The organism is Pseudomonas asgharzadehiana, from assembly GCF_019139815.1.
GTDB classification, from domain to species: domain Bacteria; phylum Pseudomonadota; class Gammaproteobacteria; order Pseudomonadales; family Pseudomonadaceae; genus Aquipseudomonas; species Aquipseudomonas asgharzadehiana.
In genome coordinates this window covers 3,148,433-3,165,608 of sequence record NZ_CP077079.1, presented here as the reverse complement: position 1 = coordinate 3,165,608, position 17,176 = coordinate 3,148,433, and the positions used below count along the sequence as shown (strand labels likewise).

General features: G+C 59.9%; 10 protein-coding genes. 8 read left to right on the top strand and 2 right to left on the bottom strand.

Annotation, left to right across the window (positions count from 1 at the left end):
* The first annotated feature begins 306 nt into the window (after positions 1–306).
* The 4 genes from mexE to KSS96_RS14210 all read left to right on the top strand — a co-directional run bounded on the left by mexE (position 307) and on the right by KSS96_RS14210 (position 7,668).
* Complete coding sequence (gene mexE / locus KSS96_RS14225) at positions 307–1,548, top strand: multidrug efflux RND transporter periplasmic adaptor subunit MexE (protein ID WP_065876897.1); 1,242 nt, start codon at positions 307–309, stop codon at positions 1,546–1,548.
* A gap of 15 nt (positions 1,549–1,563) precedes the next feature.
* Entirely contained in the window at positions 1,564–4,743 is a 3,180-nt protein-coding gene (locus KSS96_RS14220; protein ID WP_017529017.1) for an efflux RND transporter permease subunit, read from the top strand.
* Positions 4,740–6,155, top strand: coding sequence for an efflux transporter outer membrane subunit (locus tag KSS96_RS14215; protein WP_065876890.1), 1,416 nt, complete (start codon positions 4,740–4,742; stop codon positions 6,153–6,155). Before KSS96_RS14220 ends, KSS96_RS14215 begins: the two co-directional genes overlap by 4 nt.
* 328 nt (positions 6,156–6,483) lie before the next feature.
* Complete coding sequence (locus KSS96_RS14210) at positions 6,484–7,668, top strand: MFS transporter (RefSeq protein WP_065876889.1); 1,185 nt, start codon at positions 6,484–6,486, stop codon at positions 7,666–7,668.
* 86 nt (positions 7,669–7,754) lie between these two features.
* On the opposite strand, the gene KSS96_RS14205 is transcribed toward KSS96_RS14210, so the two are convergent.
* Positions 7,755–8,771, bottom strand: a complete 1,017-nt coding sequence (locus KSS96_RS14205; protein WP_017529014.1) for an AraC family transcriptional regulator — start codon at positions 8,769–8,771, stop codon at positions 7,755–7,757.
* Positions 8,772–8,938: 167 nt separating this feature from the next.
* Between KSS96_RS14205 and efeU the strand changes: the two genes are divergently transcribed.
* The 4 genes from efeU to efeO (KSS96_RS14185) are packed head-to-tail and all read left to right on the top strand — an operon-like array spanning position 8,939 to position 13,165.
* Positions 8,939–9,784, top strand: coding sequence for an iron uptake transporter permease EfeU (gene efeU / locus KSS96_RS14200; RefSeq protein WP_017529013.1), 846 nt, complete (start codon positions 8,939–8,941; stop codon positions 9,782–9,784).
* 10 nt (positions 9,785–9,794) lie between these two features.
* Positions 9,795–10,997 carry an iron uptake system protein EfeO gene (efeO, locus tag KSS96_RS14195; RefSeq protein ID WP_065876888.1) on the top strand — a complete coding sequence of 401 codons (1,203 nt, stop codon included), beginning with the start codon at positions 9,795–9,797 and terminating at the stop codon, positions 10,995–10,997.
* A gap of 14 nt (positions 10,998–11,011) precedes the next feature.
* Entirely contained in the window at positions 11,012–12,316 is a 1,305-nt protein-coding gene (efeB, locus tag KSS96_RS14190; RefSeq protein WP_068932177.1) for an iron uptake transporter deferrochelatase/peroxidase subunit, read from the top strand.
* 27 nt (positions 12,317–12,343) lie between these two features.
* On the top strand, positions 12,344–13,165 hold the full coding sequence (gene efeO, locus KSS96_RS14185) for an iron uptake system protein EfeO (RefSeq protein ID WP_017529010.1): 822 nt from the start codon (positions 12,344–12,346) through the stop codon (positions 13,163–13,165).
* Between the two features lie 62 nt (positions 13,166–13,227).
* On the opposite strand, the gene KSS96_RS14180 is transcribed toward efeO (KSS96_RS14185), so the two are convergent.
* The gene (locus tag KSS96_RS14180) at positions 13,228–17,079 is read right to left on the bottom strand and encodes a hypothetical protein (RefSeq protein ID WP_223497179.1); all 3,852 of its coding nucleotides are present in this window, start codon (positions 17,077–17,079) and stop codon (positions 13,228–13,230) included.
* Positions 17,080–17,176 lie beyond the last annotated feature (97 nt).

Genomic DNA, 17,176 nt, shown 5'->3' with positions numbered 1-17,176 from the left:
TGCATCCGTTCCTGACCCACTGCCATCGGGAGCAAGCCCCCTCCTACATTTGGATCTCTACCCGTGAGCCAGATATGTGTCGGCTATCAGGGCGTCACAGGAGTAAGCTCGGCCGCCAGGCCCCCCTGCTTCGTCGGTATTGCTATCACGGCCATCGATAGCACCCTAACGAAAGCCCCAGGCTAGAGGGCTCATCCCGTGCTTATATCATTCCGAATGATAGTTACCTTTGCTTCATTCGATTCGTGACATACCGCGTCCCCGCGCATGATCCGCCCATCTCAAATACATTGGCGGATGCACCTCATGGAACAGTCACTCAAACATTTGCGCTTCCCCCTGGCGATTTTGGCCGTGGTGGTGATGAGCGCGTGCGGCAAGACCCCGGAACAAGCGGCCGCCATGCCGGCGGCCAAAGTCAGCGTGGCCAAGGTGCTGGAGCAACCGGTCAATGAGTGGGACGAGTTCACCGGGCGCCTGGAAGCACCGGAAACCGTACAGATCCGCCCACGGGTTTCCGGCCAGATTGACCAAGTCGCTTTCACTGAAGGCGCTTTGGTCAAGAAAGGCGACCTGCTGTTCCAGATTGACCCGCGTCCGTTCCAGGCTGAAGTGCGCCGCCTTGAAGCCCAGCTTGCCCAGACCAAAGCCGCTGCCACCCGCAGCGACAACGAAGCCCAGCGTGGCGAACGCCTGCGCCAGAGCAATGCGATCTCCGCCGAACTGGCCGACTCGCGCACCACCGCCGCCCAGGAGGCCCGCGCCGCCGTCGCCGGGATCCAGGCGCAGTTGGACCTGGCCAAGCTGAACCTGAGCTTCACCCGCGTGACCGCGCCGATCAGCGGCCGCGTCAGCCGTGCCGAAATCACCGCCGGCAACCTGGTGACCGCCGATACCACCGCGCTGACCAGCGTGGTCTCCACCGACAAGGTCTACGCCTACTTCGACGCCGATGAGCGCGTGTTCCTCAAGTACACCGAGTTGGCCCGCCAGGGCCGTCGTGGCGCCACCACCCCGGTGTACCTGGGCCTGTCGAACGAAACCGGCAACCCGCACCTGGGCCAAATGAACTTCGTCGACAACCAGGTCAACCCGGCCACCGGCACCATCCGTGGGCGCGCGGTGTTCGATAACAGCAAGGGCGAATACACCCCAGGCCTGTATGCGCGCCTCAAGTTGGTGGGCAGCGGCACCTACTCCGCCGTGCTGATCAACGACGAAGCCGTGGGCACCGACCTGGGCAAGAAGTTCGTGCTGGTGATGGACGGCGACAAGCCGGCGTATCGCTCGGTAGAGCTGGGGCCGAAGATCGAAGGTTTGCGCATCGTGCGCAGCGGCCTGAACAAGGACGACACCATTATCGTCAAGGGCCTGCAGCGTGTGCGCCCAGGCTCGCCGGTCGCCCCGGAAACCATCCCGATGGCCAGCAAGGAAACCCTCGCCGCCTTGGCCCAACAACGACAAGCGCTTGAAGCCAGCAACCTGGAACAAGTGGCGCCGGAAAAACCCGCGCCCAAGCTGGCCAGCGTCGCGACTCCACGCGGTTAAGGGATACGACTCAAGATGAATTTTTCCAAGTTCTTCATTTCGCGGCCGATCTTCGCAGCGGTACTTTCGCTGTTGATCCTGATCGCCGGCGCGATCTCGCTGTTCCAATTGCCGATCAGCGAATACCCGGAAGTGGTGCCGCCGACCGTCGTGGTACGCGCCAACTTCCCGGGCGCCAACCCCAAGGTCATCGGTGAAACCGTGGCGGCCCCGCTTGAGCAGGCCATCACCGGCGTCGAGAACATGCTGTACATGTCCTCGCAGTCGACCGCCGATGGCAAGCTGACCCTGACCATCACCTTCGCCCTGGGTACCGACCTGGACAACGCACAGGTGCAGGTACAAAACCGCGTCACCCGTACGCAGCCAAAACTGCCCGAGGAAGTGACCCGCATCGGTATTACCGTGGACAAGGCCTCCCCCGACCTGACCATGGTGGTGCACTTGACCTCCCCGGATCAGCGTTACGACATGCTCTACCTGTCCAACTACGCCTTGCTCAATATCAAGGATGAGTTGGCGCGCCTGGGGGGCGTGGGTGATGTGCAGCTGTTCGGCATGGGCGACTACTCGCTGCGTGTATGGCTGGACCCGAACAAGACCGCTTCGCGCAACCTGACCGCCACCGATGTGGTAACGGCCATTCGCGAACAAAACCGCCAGGTGGCTGCCGGTGCCCTGGGCGCGCCGCCCGCACCGAATGCCACCGCGTTCCAGTTGTCGGTGAATACCCAAGGCCGCCTGGTCACTGAGGAAGAGTTCGAGAACATCGTTATTCGCGCCGGCGATAACGGTGAAATCACCCGCCTCAAGGACATCGCACGGGTGGAGCTGGGCTCCAGCCAATACGCCCTGCGTTCGTTGCTCAACAATCAGCCGGCCGTGGCGATCCCGATCTTCCAGCGGCCGGGTTCCAACGCTATCGAGATCTCCAACGAAGTGCGCGGCAAGATGGAAGAGCTGAAAAAGAGCTTCCCGCAAGGCATGGACTTCAGCATCGTCTACGACCCGACCATCTTCGTCCGGGGTTCCATCGAAGCGGTGGTGCACACCCTGTTTGAAGCACTGATCCTGGTGGTGCTGGTGGTGATTCTGTTCCTGCAAACCTGGCGCGCCTCGATCATTCCGTTGGTGGCGGTGCCGGTATCGTTGATCGGTACGTTTGCGGTCATGCACCTGTTCGGCTTTTCGCTCAACGCCCTGTCATTGTTCGGCCTGGTATTGGCCATCGGTATCGTGGTGGACGACGCCATCGTGGTGGTGGAGAACGTCGAACGTAACATCGAGCTGGGCCTGGAACCGTTCCCGGCCACTGAAAAAGCCATGAGCGAAGTGACCGGCCCGATCATCGCCACCGCGTTGGTGCTGTGTGCGGTGTTCATCCCAGCGGCCTTCATCAGCGGCCTGACCGGGCAGTTCTACAAACAGTTCGCCTTGACCATCGCAATTTCCACGGTGATCTCGGCCTTCAACTCGCTGACCTTGTCCCCTGCCCTGGCCGCCGTGTTGCTGCGCAGCCACGACGCGCCAAAGGACCGCTTCTCCAAGGTGCTCGACAAGATTTTCGGCGGCTGGTTGTTCCGTCCGTTCAACCGCTTCTTCGAGAAAGCCAGCCACGGTTATGTCGGCACCGTACGCCGAGTGATTCGCGGCAGCGGCATCGCCCTGTTCCTGTACGCCGGCCTGATGGTGCTGACCTGGTTCGGCTTTGCCCACACCCCGACCGGTTTCGTACCGGCCCAGGACAAGCAATACCTGGTGGCCTTCGCTCAACTGCCGGACGCCGCGAGCCTGGACCGCACCGAAGACGTGATCAAGCGCATGTCCGAGATCGCCTTGAAACAACCGGGCGTGGACAGCGCGGTGGCGTTCCCCGGCCTGTCGATCAACGGTTTTACCAACAGCCCGAACAGCGGCATCGTGTTCGTGACCCTCAAGCCGTTCGACGAGCGTAAAGACCCGAGCATGTCGGCCGGTGCGATTGCCGGCGCCTTGAACGGCCAGTACAGCAACATCCAGGAAGCCTACATGGCGATCTTCCCACCGCCGCCGGTACAGGGCCTGGGCACCATCGGCGGGTTCCGCCTGCAGATCGAAGACCGTGGCAACCTGGGTTACGACGAGCTGTACAAAGAAACCCAGAACATCATCGCCAAGAGCCATAACGTGCCGGAGTTGTTCGGCCTGTTCACCAGCTACACGGTCAACGTGCCCCAGGTCGATGCCGCCATCGACCGCGAAAAGGCCAAGACCCACGGCGTGGCGATCAGCGACATCTTCGACACCCTGCAGATCTACCTGGGCTCGCTGTATGCCAACGACTTCAACCGCTTTGGCCGCACCTACCAGGTCAACGTGCAGGCTGAGCAGCAGTTCCGCCTGGACGAAGACCAGATCGGCCAATTGAAAGTGCGCAACAACAAGGGCGAGATGATCCCGCTGGCGACCTTTATCAAGGTCAGCGACACCTCGGGGCCGGACCGCGTGATGCACTACAACGGTTTTATCACCGCCGAAATCAACGGCAACGCCGCACCGGGCTACAGCTCGGGCCAGGCCCAGGCCGCGATCGAAAAACTGTTGAAGGATGAACTGCCCAACGGCATGACCTACGAGTGGACCGACCTGACCTATCAGCAAATCCTCTCGGGCAACACCGCGCTGTTCGTGTTCCCGCTCTGCGTATTGCTGGCGTTCCTGGTACTGGCCGCCCAATACGAAAGCTGGAGCCTGCCGCTGGCGGTGATCCTGATCGTGCCGATGACGCTGCTGTCGGCCATTACCGGGGTGATCATGTCGGGCGGCGACAACAACATCTTTACCCAGATCGGCCTGATCGTACTGGTGGGCCTGGCCTGTAAGAACGCGATCCTGATCGTGGAGTTCGCCAAGGACAAACAGCAGGAAGGCCTCGACCCGCTCGCCGCGGTACTGGAAGCCTGCCGTCTGCGTCTGCGGCCGATCCTGATGACGTCGTTCGCGTTCATCATGGGCGTGGTACCCCTGGTGTTCTCCAGCGGTGCCGGTGCCGAGATGCGTCATGCCATGGGTGTGGCGGTGTTCTCCGGGATGATCGGGGTGACCTTCTTCGGTCTGTTGCTGACGCCAGTGTTCTACGTACTGATCCGTCGCTATGTGGAGCGCCAGGAAGCGCGCAAAGCGGCCAAGGCCTTGAAGCTGGAGACACAGCAATGAGTGTGAACGTGTTTTTGCCAAGCTTGCTGGTACTGGCGCTGAGCGCCTGTGCCGTGGGCCCGGACTACAATGCCCAAACCCCGGAGGCGGCGAACATCACCGCCGCCGCGGATGCCAAGCAATATGACCACGCCAAGTTCGAAGGCATCTGGTGGCAGCAGTTCGAAGACCCGACCCTGAACCAGTTGGTGACGCAATCCCTGCAAGGCAACCGTGACCTGCGCGTGGCCTTTGCCCGCCTGCGAGCGGCACGGGCGATCCGCGATGACGCCAGCAATGACGCCATGCCGACCATCACCAGCCGCGTCAGCAGTGACCAGGGCAAAGGCCAGATCCCCGGGCAAACCACGCGCAGGGTCAAGACCGAGCGTTACGACCTGGGCCTGGACATGGCGTGGGAACTGGACCTGTTCGGCCGCATCCAGCGCAACCTGGAAGCCACCGACGCCGACCAGCAGGCCGCCGAAGCTGACTTGTACCAACTGCAAGTCAGCATGATTGCCGAACTGGTCGACGCCTACGGTCAACTGCGCGGCGCGCAACTGCGTGAACGCATTGCCCTGGACAACCTGAAGAACCAACAGGAATCGCGCACCATCACCATCAGCCTGCGCGATGCCGGGGTGGGCGACCAGCTCGACGTGGAACGTGCCGACGCACGCCTGGCGGCGGTAGAAGCCAGCGTGCCGCAACTGCAGGCCGAGCAGGTGCGCGAGCGTAACCGCATCGCCACCCTCCTCGGCCAGCGCCCCGACAAACTGAGCGTAGACCTGAGCCCCAAAGACCTGCCGGCGATTGCCAAGGCGTTGCCGATCGGCGATCCAGGACAACTGCTGCAACGGCGCCCGGACATCCTCAGCGCCGAACGCAAACTGGCCGCCGCCACCGCGCGCATCGGCGTGGCCAAGGCCGACCTGTTCCCACGGGTCAGCCTCAGCGGCTTCCTCGGCTTTACCGCCGGGCGCGGTTCGCAGATCGGCTCGTCCGCCGCAAATGCCTGGGCCCTGGGCCCGAGCATCACCTGGGCCGCGTTTGACCTGGGCAGCGTGCGTGCTCGCTTGCGCGGCGCGGATGCCGAAGCGGATGGCGCGCTGGCCACCTATGAGCAACAAGTGCTGCTGGCGCTGGAAGAATCGGAAAATGCCTTCAGTGATTACGGCAAACGCCAACAGCGTCTGGTCTCATTGATTCGTCAAAGTGAGTCCAGCCGCGCCGCCGCCGACCTCGCCGCCATCCGCTATCGCGAAGGCACCGTGGACTTCCTGGTCCTGCTCGACGCCCAGCGCGAACGCCTGGCCGCCGAAGACACCCAGGCCCAGGCCGAAGTGGACCTGTATCGCGGGATTGTGGCGATCTACAAGGCGCTGGGCGGTGGATGGCAGCCGGATACGGTCGTCGCGACGGCCAAATGATGTAAAGAGCTCCTTTGGTTGGTCGCATCCAGCCAATTTTTAGCCCCGTGGTCCATTCGGCCATGGGGCTTTTTTTGTTTGGAGCGTCCTAAAATGTTGAAGGTTGCTTCTGTAAGTTAAAAACGAAGTACCTTGTAAGAAAACTCTTAATACTGCGCTGCGCCTGGCGATCAGACTCAAGTCATTTATTCGTCGAAAAATGGACTTTCAAAAACAGAAATATGCCTTAACCTTAAAGCTCAATGTCTAGGGCGCCAACAAAAAAATGAGAAGATGGGGATTCTTAAAAAACAAAAACGACAACTTATATTATTCTCTATCGATATTTATGAACCTGGACGTTCAGAGAAGCCTGTTTGTACTTTACTTGCTGCAGCTGGGTATCACACAGGGCGAGATAGGCATTCTGCAATCCTTTTTATTCTTCTCTTGCGTAGCCTTGGAAATCCCATCCGGTTTACTCGCAGATCGCTATGGGCGTAAATACTCTCTTATCATTGGTTTTTCAGGGTTGTTTTTAAGTGGCATTGGCTTTTTACTGTTTTCTTCTTTTATTCCTTTCGCCATTATATTTTGTCTATTTGGCGCAAGTATTGCCATGGGCTCCGGCTCCGATAGGGCGTTACTGTATGACAACTTACTCGCTGAGAACCGCACAGCGGAATATCCTAAAATACTGTCACGCGCCCGTGCTATTGGCGCTGTATCATTAGGCTTGTCCATGTTTGTGGGCGGCGTACTACAGGACACCTTGTCCTGGAACAGTGTTTACATCGTTTTTGCGGTATCAAAACTGATCGGTGCTTTTGTTGTTACATTCATTACTGAAGCCAAGCCCCCGCCCACCTCACTGACGCCCAATGAAAAAATCAATATACGCAATGAGGAAACCGAGGGGGTTTTTACTTCACTAACTAGGTTTTTCCGCTCGAAAAAAGGTGCCTTTCTTATACCCTTGTTTATTGGATTCGCGTTATTCGAGCTATCAACGATCCCCTTGTTTATTTATGGTCAGCCATTTTTTTCAATGCAGGGATTGGAGATACCTACCATTGCCGGCATTTATGCTGCCGTTGAAGCCGTCTCGGCATTGATGTTCATGGCTGCGGGTTTTATTTGCAGCCGACTTTCTCTGGGCATCATTGCCTTCACTACAACCGGCATCGTCACGCTTCTGCTTTTCATTTTGTCATTCAACATCGGCATCGTTACTTCAATTGCTGCCTTCCTACTTATTATGTCGCTGCCTGCTCTATATGAGACTTCCTATGAAACCTATATTCATGACAATGTTGAGTCACGTATTCGAGCCTCTTGCCTGTCTGTTGCGAATCTAGTCAACTCGATCATCATCGGCATCTCCTACAGCGTGTTTGGAGGACTAGTAGATGTCTACGGCTTCTCGCTGACGTTGATCATAGTTGCGGCCTTCTGCCTGGTTGGTTTGTTGGGTGTAAGCGCCACGTTGCTGTTAGGTGGACAAAAAAACCGTTTAAACCAACAAAACGCTTGAGATACGCAGTTTCATTTGCGAGCTGATCATCACACTGACAGGCATCCGACTGAAAACCTGACCTGTTTTGTCCGTACCCTTACGCCCTACATAGCATCGTTAAGAATCAAACTCCGATAATGCCCCGGATTCGACCCACTCCACTTGCGAAACGCCTTATAAAACGAACTGGTATCGGCAAACCCCAGCCGCTCTGCAATCTCGGCAAAGCTGATCTGCGGTTCGGCCAGCCACACAATCGCCAGTTCCTTGCGCACGCTGTCCTTCAACCCCTGATACGTCTGCCCTTCTTCGGCCAGGCGCCGCCGCAGGGTCGAGGCGGAGATACAGTGGGCCGCCGCCAGGCCATCGGTTTCCGGCCAGGTGTCGGGCGGCATTTGGCGCAGGTCGTGCTTGATGCGGGTGGCCAGGCTGTCGGGGTCGCGGTATTTGACCAGGATGTTGGCCGGCGCGTGGGCCAGGAAACGTTGCAGTTCTTGCGGGCTGCGCTTGATCGGCAGGTCGAGGCAATCGGCGGAGACGATCATGCGCGTGCGTGGCCGGTTAAAGCGCAGGTTGTCGGAAAACATCACCCGGTAGTCATCACAATAATCCGGCGGCGGGCAGCGCAACTCGATGGCCAGGATGGGGATGCGCCGCCCCGCCAGCCAACAGGCAACACCGTGGACAATCATCCAATAGGTGAAGTAGGTGAAGGCGCGATTGGGCTCGGCATCCGGTTCCAGCAGCACGATTTCCGCCAGACTCTGTTGGCGCACCAATTGGGCGGGCAGGCGCTCCAGCATCAGTGAGAGAAACCCCAAACCGGTTTCCAGGCCGGCCGCCAGGGTCGGTTGCGCGATGGCCGCCCGGCAGAGAAACGCCAGGCTACCGGACTTGAGCCTGCGCGGGTCCATGCCGAAGAACTCATCGTCGCAACGCCTTGCCAGCAAGCGCCACAGGCGTGCATAGGCCGTGGCCGGTACACGGGCGGCGGGCTCTTGCAGCAGCGCCGGGTCGATCCCGACTTTGCTCAGGGCCTCGACGGTGGCCGCCCCCGGCGCGCAACTCTGCGACAAGGCCTCGCGCACGAGGTGGATGGAGATGGTGTCTTTTTCCGCCATGGAAGTTGGGCAATCCGGTCGTGCATGAGGTGGCGTGCATCATAAGGGCGCTTGCGCTTTGCCACCACCGTTCAGCCGGCGTTCAGCTAAAGTCAATATTTCCTGTTTGGCAATGAGTATCATTATGTTACAACTTAGCACCCTAACTAATTGCCCTGCGGTGCCGAATGCTTGTCCCCTTTCTCATCATGCTGCGCGAAGGCATTGAAGCCGCATTGATCGTCGGCATCATCGCCAGTTACCTGCAACAGACAGGCCGCGGCCAGTGGATGCCCGCCGTGTGGATTGGGGTGTTCCTCGCCGCTGCGCTGGCCTTGCTGGTGGGCGGCGGCCTGGAATGGGTCAGCGCGGAGTTCCCGCAGAAACAACAGGAGCTGTTCGAAGGCATCGTCGGCCTGGTTGCCGTGGGTATCCTCAGCTCCATGGTGTTCTGGATGCGCAAGGTTGCGCGCTCCATCAAGCATGCGTTGCACGCCTCCCTTGATCAGGCGTTGACCGGCTCCAGGCACCAGGTCACCGCACTGATCCTGATGGTGTTTTTCGCCGTGGCCCGCGAAGGCCTGGAAACCGTGTTTTTCCTGCTGGCGGTGTTCCAGCAGAGCGAAGGCCCCGGCGCGCCGATGGGCGCCCTGCTCGGCCTGGTGTTGGCGATTGTCGTCGGCTGGCTGATTTACACCGGCAGCATGCGCCTGAACCTGGGTGCGTTTTTCCGCTGGACCGGCCTGTTCATCCTGGTGGTCGCGGCCGGCATCCTCGCCAACTCGGTGCAGGCTCTGCACGAGGCCGGGGTGTGGAACCATTGGCAAACCGTACTCTTCGATTTCAGCGCTGTATTGCCGATGGACAGCCCATTGGGTTCGGTGCTGGCCGGCATGTTCGGCTATCAGGAAGCGCCGACCGTCAGCACCCTGGGCGCCTACCTGATTTACCTGGTGGTGGCGCTGGTGATGTTTTTCCTGCCAGCCACGCCGGCCAAGCCTGCCGCCACCCCCTCCTCCGTTTCCAGCCAGTAAGGACCGTCTCTTGTCCAGCCCAACGCCTCAACCTGCCTCGCCACCCCGCGCCCTGCGCTGGGCGGTGGCCGGCTCGGTGGTCGTGATGATCGCCGCCGGTGGCCTGTTCTACTACGCCTCGCAGATGGCCGCCGCCAAGCGCCAGGCCAACGGCAATGAAATTGCCGTGACCATCCACGGCCACGCCTGCGAGCCCAACGCACTGACCGTTCCGGCCGGGCGCGCGAGCTTTCGTATCATCAACCGCTCCGACCGTGCCGTGGAATGGGAAATTCTCGACGGCGTGCTGGTGGTCGAGGAGCGCGAAAACATCGCCCCCGGCCTTAGCCAGGTTATCAACGCCAACCTGTTGCCCGGCGACTATGCCATCACCTGCGGCCTGCTGAGCAACCCGCGTGGCACTTTGCATGTGACGCCCACGGCGCAGTCCGACGCCCAGGCCAAGGCCAAGCCGTCGATGGTGGCGTTTATCGGCCCGCTGTCGGAGTTCCGCGTGTACCTGAGCAGCCAGGGCAATGCGCTTATAAAGGCCACGACGGCGCTGCAACAGGCGATCGAGGCCGGTGACCTGGCCCAGGCGCAGGCGGCGTATGTACCAGCCCGTGAGGCTTATCAACGGCTGGCGCCGGCGTCGCAACGCCTGGCGGAACTGGACAACGCCATCAACGCCCGCGCCGATTATTTTGAAAAACGCGAACAGGACCCGGCGTTCAGTGGCTTGCATCGCCTCGAATACAGCCTGTTCCAGCAACGCAGCCTCGCTGGCCTGGCCCCGGTGGCGCAGCGCCTGGTGACCGACGTCAGCGGCCTCAAACAACAACTGCTGGCCCAGTCGCTGCCGCCGGAGCAACTGGTGAGCATCGTGGTGCGCAACCTCAACAGCCTGGCGGATGTGCGCGCCATCAGTGGTGAGGAAGAGCGCTACAGCCACATCGACCTGAACGGTTTCGCCGCCAACCTGCAAGCCGCGCACAAGGTGGTCGAGTTGATGCGCCCGCTGCTGGCCAAGTCTGCCGCTGACCTGCTCCCCAAAGTCGACAGTGCCCTCGCCGCGTTCGATGCCGAACTCGCAGGCTTTAAGGTCAATAACACTTACCGCACGTACGACAGCGTTACCGCCGATCAGCGTCAGCAGATCGCCGACAAGGCCAAGGCTCTGGCCGTTGCACTCGATGGAATCGACCCCGCCCTTGGCCTTTCCGGCCTGCAGTGAAGACGACCGAATTTATGAGCGATTCAGCACACTTTTCAGCACAACGTCGCCGCGTCCTGCTGGGCATGGCCGCCACCGGCGCGGCGATTGCCGGCAGCAGCCTGGCCTGCCCGGCGATGGCCGCCGCCGCCGAGCAAGTCACCACGGCGCCACGCAGTGACAAGACCCAGGACCACCATGACTTTTTCGGCCAGCACCAAAGCGGCATCGTCACGCCGCGCCCGGCCTGCGGCATGCTCGTGGCGTTCGACGTGCTGGCCGGCGACCGCGACGACCTGGAGCGGCTGTTTCGCACCTTGAACGAGCGCATCAGCTTCTTGATGACCGGCGGCGCCGTGGCACAAGTCGACCCGAAACTGCCGCCCACCGACTCCGGGATTCTCGGCCCGGTGGTGACGCCGGACAACCTGACCATCACGGTTTCGGTCGGTGAATCGCTGTTCGATGAGCGCTTTGGCCTTGGCGCGGTGAAGCCCAAGCGCCTGAGCCGCATGGTGGGTTTTCCCAACGACGCGCTGGAGCCGACGCAGTGCCATGGCGACCTCAGCGTGCAGTTTTGCTCCAACACCCCCGACACCAATATCCATGCCCTGCGCGACATCGTGAAGAACCTGCCCGACCTGCTGCTGGTGCGCTGGAAGCAGGAAGGCAGCGTGCCGCCCCAGGCCCCTGCCAAACCCGGCACGCCTGCGCAGAGCGCGCGTAATTTCCTGGGGTTTCGTGACGGTTCGGCCAACCCCGACTCCAACGACGACAAGGCGATGAACCAGATTGTGTGGGTACAGCCGGGCAGCGACGAGCCAGCCTGGGCGGCTCATGGCAGCTATCAGGCGGTGCGCATCATCCGCAACTTCGTCGAGCGCTGGGACCGCACGCCCCTGCAAGAACAGGAAAGCATCATCGGTCGGGTCAAGACCACCGGCGCACCCATGGATGGCCAGCAAGAAAGCCAGGTGCCCGACTACAGCCAGGACCCGCACGGCAAGTTGACCAAGCTCGACGCGCATATCCGCCTGGCCAACCCGCGTACCCCGCAGACCCAGGCCAACCTGATCCTGCGGCGGCCGTTCAACTACTCCAACGGCGTCAATAAAAACGGTCAGCTCGACATGGGGCTGTTGTTCATCTGCTACCAGGCTGACCTGGAGAAAGGCTTTATCAGCGTGCAGACCCGGCTCAACGGCGAGCCCCTGGAGGAGTACCTCAAGCCGGTGGGCGGCGGGTACTTTTTCAGCCTGCCGGGGGTCACCGGGCCCAAGGATTTTCTTGGACGCACACTGCTTGCGGCCGCGCACCCTCAAACCACTGCCAATACCTAAAACAAACCCCACAGCGGAAACCGTCCCATGAAGAAGTCGACTCTCGCGTTGTCGTTGTTAATGACCCTTTCGCCCCTGGCCGCCTTCGCCGCCACCACGGCGCCGCTGGACCTGGTAGGCCCGGTGTCGGACTACAAGATCTACGTCACCGAAGAAATCGGTGAGCTGGTGACCCAGACCCAGGCCTTCACCGACGCCATCAACCAAGGCGACCTGGCCACCGCCAAAAAACTCTATGCGCCGACCCGTGTGCACTATGAGTCCATCGAACCGATCGCCGAGCTGTTCAGCGACCTCGACGCGTCCATCGACTCCCGCGTGGACGACCACGAAAAAGGCGTGACCGCCGAAGACTTCACCGGTTTCCACCGCATCGAATATGCGCTGTTTTCGCAGAACTCGACCAAAGGCCTGGAGGCGCTCACCGCCAAGCTCAACACCGATGTCAACGACCTCAAGACCCGCGTCGATGGCCTGACCTTCCCGCCGGAAAAAGTCGTGGGCGGTGCCGCCGCCCTGCTTGAAGAAGTCGCCGCCACCAAGATCTCCGGCGAAGAAGACCGCTACAGCCACACCGACCTGTACGACTTCCAGGGCAACATCGACGGCGCGAAGAAAATCGTCGACCTGTTCCGTGGCCAGATCGGGCAGCAAGACAAGGCTTTCCTGGCCAAGGTCGACAAGAACTTCGCCAGCGTCGACAAGATCCTGGCCAAGTACAAAACCAAGGACGGCGGGTTCCAGACCTATGACAAGGTCAAGGAAGCCGACCGTAAAGCCTTGGTCGGCCCGGTCAATACCCTGGCTGAAGACCTCTCGATGTTGCGTGGCAAGCTGGGCTTGAACTGATTGGCCGCCTCGACATGCGCGCAGCCTGTACGGGCTGCCGCGGGGCCTCGGCCGCCGTGGTCTCAACTTGCCTGCGGCACGAACCGCTCCAGAGGGCTCCCTTCGGGTCTTTGGGTCAGGGGATTGATCGCATACCAGGAACCCTGTTTCTGAACCGCATCGACCTGTTGATTACCGATGAAGCCTTTGCGCGATCCCGCCCAGTGATTGGCCGAGGTGCCTGGGCCGGCGAAGAGGGCATCGCGCGCACCCATGGTCCATCGCCACTGCTCAAAGGTTTTCACCGGCAATAGGGCGCTTGATCCAATGCGAAATGGGCGCCCTAGCGCAAACGTTGCAAGGGCGTTCGGAGTCGCGCGCAAAATCTCGGGGACGCTTTCCACTGGATTGAATACCCCACGCAAAAATGTACCTGCCCCTTTCAATGCAACCGTGCTGAACGGCTTGCCATTGAAGCGCATCAGCAACTTCACCCCCTTGGCAAAGCTCTTAGCTCCCGCCAGCCCACCGGTGGCGACAAAAGATGCCAAGTCTATCAGCAGCCCTTTTACCCCCTCGCCGGTATTGCCCTCGACCAAATCAGTCAATGCGCCCACAAAAGGGATCAGGCTGAGTACCGTATGCACATTTTCAGCGGTAAAAATATTCTTGCCGGAGGGGAATGGGTAGGCACGGCGCCATTCGAGGTTGGTGGGTTGGTTGGCGTAGTCGATCAGCGCCTCACGCTTATCGTCAAAGCCATAGGCCAACATTGTTTCCACAAGCTTAGAGGTCGTGGAAGAAACGAAGGTATCGGGTGTGCGTTGATTTGTCTTGTCCACTGCTCCGCGCAATGGGCTGCCGTACTTTTCAATGATCACCTGCGAATTCATCCCGGGGCGTGGCACGGAGCCTGAGCGATAGGCCTCAAAATCATAGGGCAGCGACACACCGTCCTGCACGTTGATTTGATAATAGCCACCCAGCCCAGTGGGCTCACTGCCTTTGGTGATCTTGTCGCCAAGCGGAAGATTATCGGGCAAGTCCGTTCGTTCGATCATTTTCATCGAATTGGGGAACACTTCGTAATAGCCATATTTGGGGTTGGCCTGACCCGTTTCGTAGCGCATCAACAGGCCGTGAGTGCCGCGTTTGTTGGCCACGTTCGAGTCCGGCGCCTTATCTTTTTCCAGGCGTTCCCCGGTCCCTGTCCGAAGGCTAAAAAACTGGATCTCGTTTGACGATTCCAGCGCCATGCGCTGTTTCAGTGGTAATTCAGCGAAAGCCAGTTTCATCGCCGTAGCCTGGGCCTTTCGGATGTCGGCGATGTATTTGTCAACGGCGGGTTCCACCAGGGGCGCGATCGGCGGCAGCTGGCTAATACGCTGGAAGAAAGTCGCCTGGGAAATAGCGGGGTGATTGAAGTTGTATTTCTTGTCACCTATGAACAGAGCGTCGAGAGAAGAACTGAGCTTGAGCCAAAAGCTCTCATCTTCGGCCTGCCCCGCCAAAATGAAGTCAACCAGCAACGGCTGGCGAGTCTCCAGGTGTCCATGATTGCGAGGGTCATAAGGTTCATCGGTAATGAGGTCCAGCTTAGCCGTGCGAATTTCTTCCTCGGTCATTTCAGGAAACAACAAGGCCAGTTGTTTGACCAATACACTGGCTCGGGTAGGCGGCGCACCCGTCAACACTTCGAATGCACCGCGCGTGGTGTTTTCTCGCTCAGTAAAGGCGTTAGATGCCGCTTCATAATCCGTACTGGAGTAGGTGCGATCCGAAGTTGCCGGATAGACGCCCACCATGACACCCCAGTCCAACAGTGCCCGGGCCCCCAACGCTTTGATCAATTTTTCTTGGTTAGGCCCTGCCGACTCCTGGCGTGCCAAAGCCAGGGCTTGCTGAAGGTTCAACCGCGAATCGCCTGCCATTGCACTGGCCAGGCGTAAGTTCATCCAGGCCGTGGAGCCAACCTTGATAGCGCCCGGGTCTGGGTTGAGTACGTTCAGGGGTTCGGCAGCCAAGCCTGGGTCTCTCTTGATCAGCATCTCCGGCGCCGCCTGGGCCAGATACAGGTGAGCCATCAGCGCCAAGACCTTGGGATCAACGCCTTTGTCTGCCAAGTGCCGCTCGACGTCGCCACGTACCTCTTTAAGCGTGCGGCCCCTATTAGCGGGCTGGTACAGATCGTAGCCTGCCACAACCCCTGGCAGGCCCGGCACCGGCGCGTTCACACTGAATTTGAGGGCCGTAGCCAAAACTTGATGGCGGTCGGCCCTTGTCAGCGCTTGACCATCGGCCACGGCAAACAGCTTGAGGGATTTAGCGATTGTGTCGGCCAGCGCGGTGGCGCCAGGGGAATCAAAAAAAGCCGCGAGTTGGCTGTCCGGATCGGGAAAGGATTGGAAACCCGACGAGGCAGGGGAAAAGTCCTTGAACAACGCCATGACCTGCGTCGAGGCGCTTCTGAATGTTTGACTGGAGGCGTCAGACAGGGCTTCCGTGCCCTGCCCATAGGGCGTCATGCTTGCGTAATTACCGGCCAGTGGAGGGTTGGGTAATTTCACGTTGAAACCGCTCAGGGCCGCGCGCATCTGGCCGACGGTCTGCGGAACGTCGAGGGCGTAGTGCGCCATGACCTGACGGGCGTCATAAGTACGCGTGGAATACAATGCATCACCGATTTTTTTACTCAGCACCACTAACGATTCCAGCTCCGCCCCCATCGTTCGCGCTGCAGCTTGCTCTTGCGCACTTTCCCAGCCTGACAGCTTCCCGACCTCGTCGTCGAAAGCACGCCGCAGCGATACCCACTGACCTGCACCGTCGCGCGCCTGCAAGTCACCGTCGGACAGCCTGTATTCATGCCGCCTGAATTCACCGTCCTGCCTTTGAAAGCCGGCCTTATGCAAAAAGGCTTCGAACCGGGGCGATGCCAGGAATTTCAGAAACCGTTCACGGGGCTTTTTACTGCGCTGGTCCAAGGTGGAGCCGGGGGCGGCAACCAAGCTCAGCTCTTTCAGATTCAGCGTGTCGTTGTCACCTTTGCCCTCAACCAAGGGTTGTAACAGTTCGGACAGACGCCCCCGTAAGGCACTGTCCTCGTGGGACCGCCGCTGTTGTTTGAATTGCGCCTCCCACTGATCACGCTGCGCCTGTGATATTTGCGGCCAGCCACCACGCTTGAGCTGTTTGCCCAATAGGGGTGCGGCTTTTTCATTGTGCGGTGGCGCAACCCCGTAAAACTCCAACAGCACGGTCAGTGGGATATTCGCCTGGGCCGCACCCGTGGCGATCGGAATGCCTCGGTTGTTCGGCGAGAGGATCCTTTGCAGTGCGGATACTCTTAGGCCGACTTGCCCCCAGCCGGAACCGTCAGTGGCGGTAAAACGTTGGAACGTTTCCTTGCCCTCGCGCACCACTATCCCCACCACGGCGTCGTCGAGCACCCGTATCGTGGCGGGCTTGAAGCCTGTGGATTTGAACCAGGCCTGCAGGGCCGGCTCTTTTATCGCATCGTTGTATAAGGAAATAAAGGGCGCGATTGAGGCTTTTTTCGGCACTGCGTTATCAGGAGCGGTACCGGAATGCAGCCACCGCATCAGGTTCTTTTGCAGCCTTTTGTCGGCATCCTGAGCATCTGCGACGACCGGGAAAAGACCTCCCGCGCCGGCAGCGCTGGCGGGAGACTCCTCCGTCACAGAGCCCGCATGACGCTTGACTCGGGTTTTCGATTCGCTCGACGGGCCGGCGAGCCCGTCCATACGCAACGCGCGCAGCGAACGACTGTTGTGTGCAAGACCTTGAGGTTGAGTTGGAAACGCGGGTTGTGGCGCCGCGTGAGCCTGGGAGGTTTCTACGGCGGGAAGCGGCGTTTCAGCCGCATGGAGAACGGACAACGCCGGCGCAACAGGAGCTCTGTTTATGGCTATCATTCTGACGAACGCTCTCTATACCAAGGGAATGGCGAGAGTCCTGTCCCTAGAACTGTCAGCAGAAAACGTACAGACCAACACCTAAACAAAACGTAGG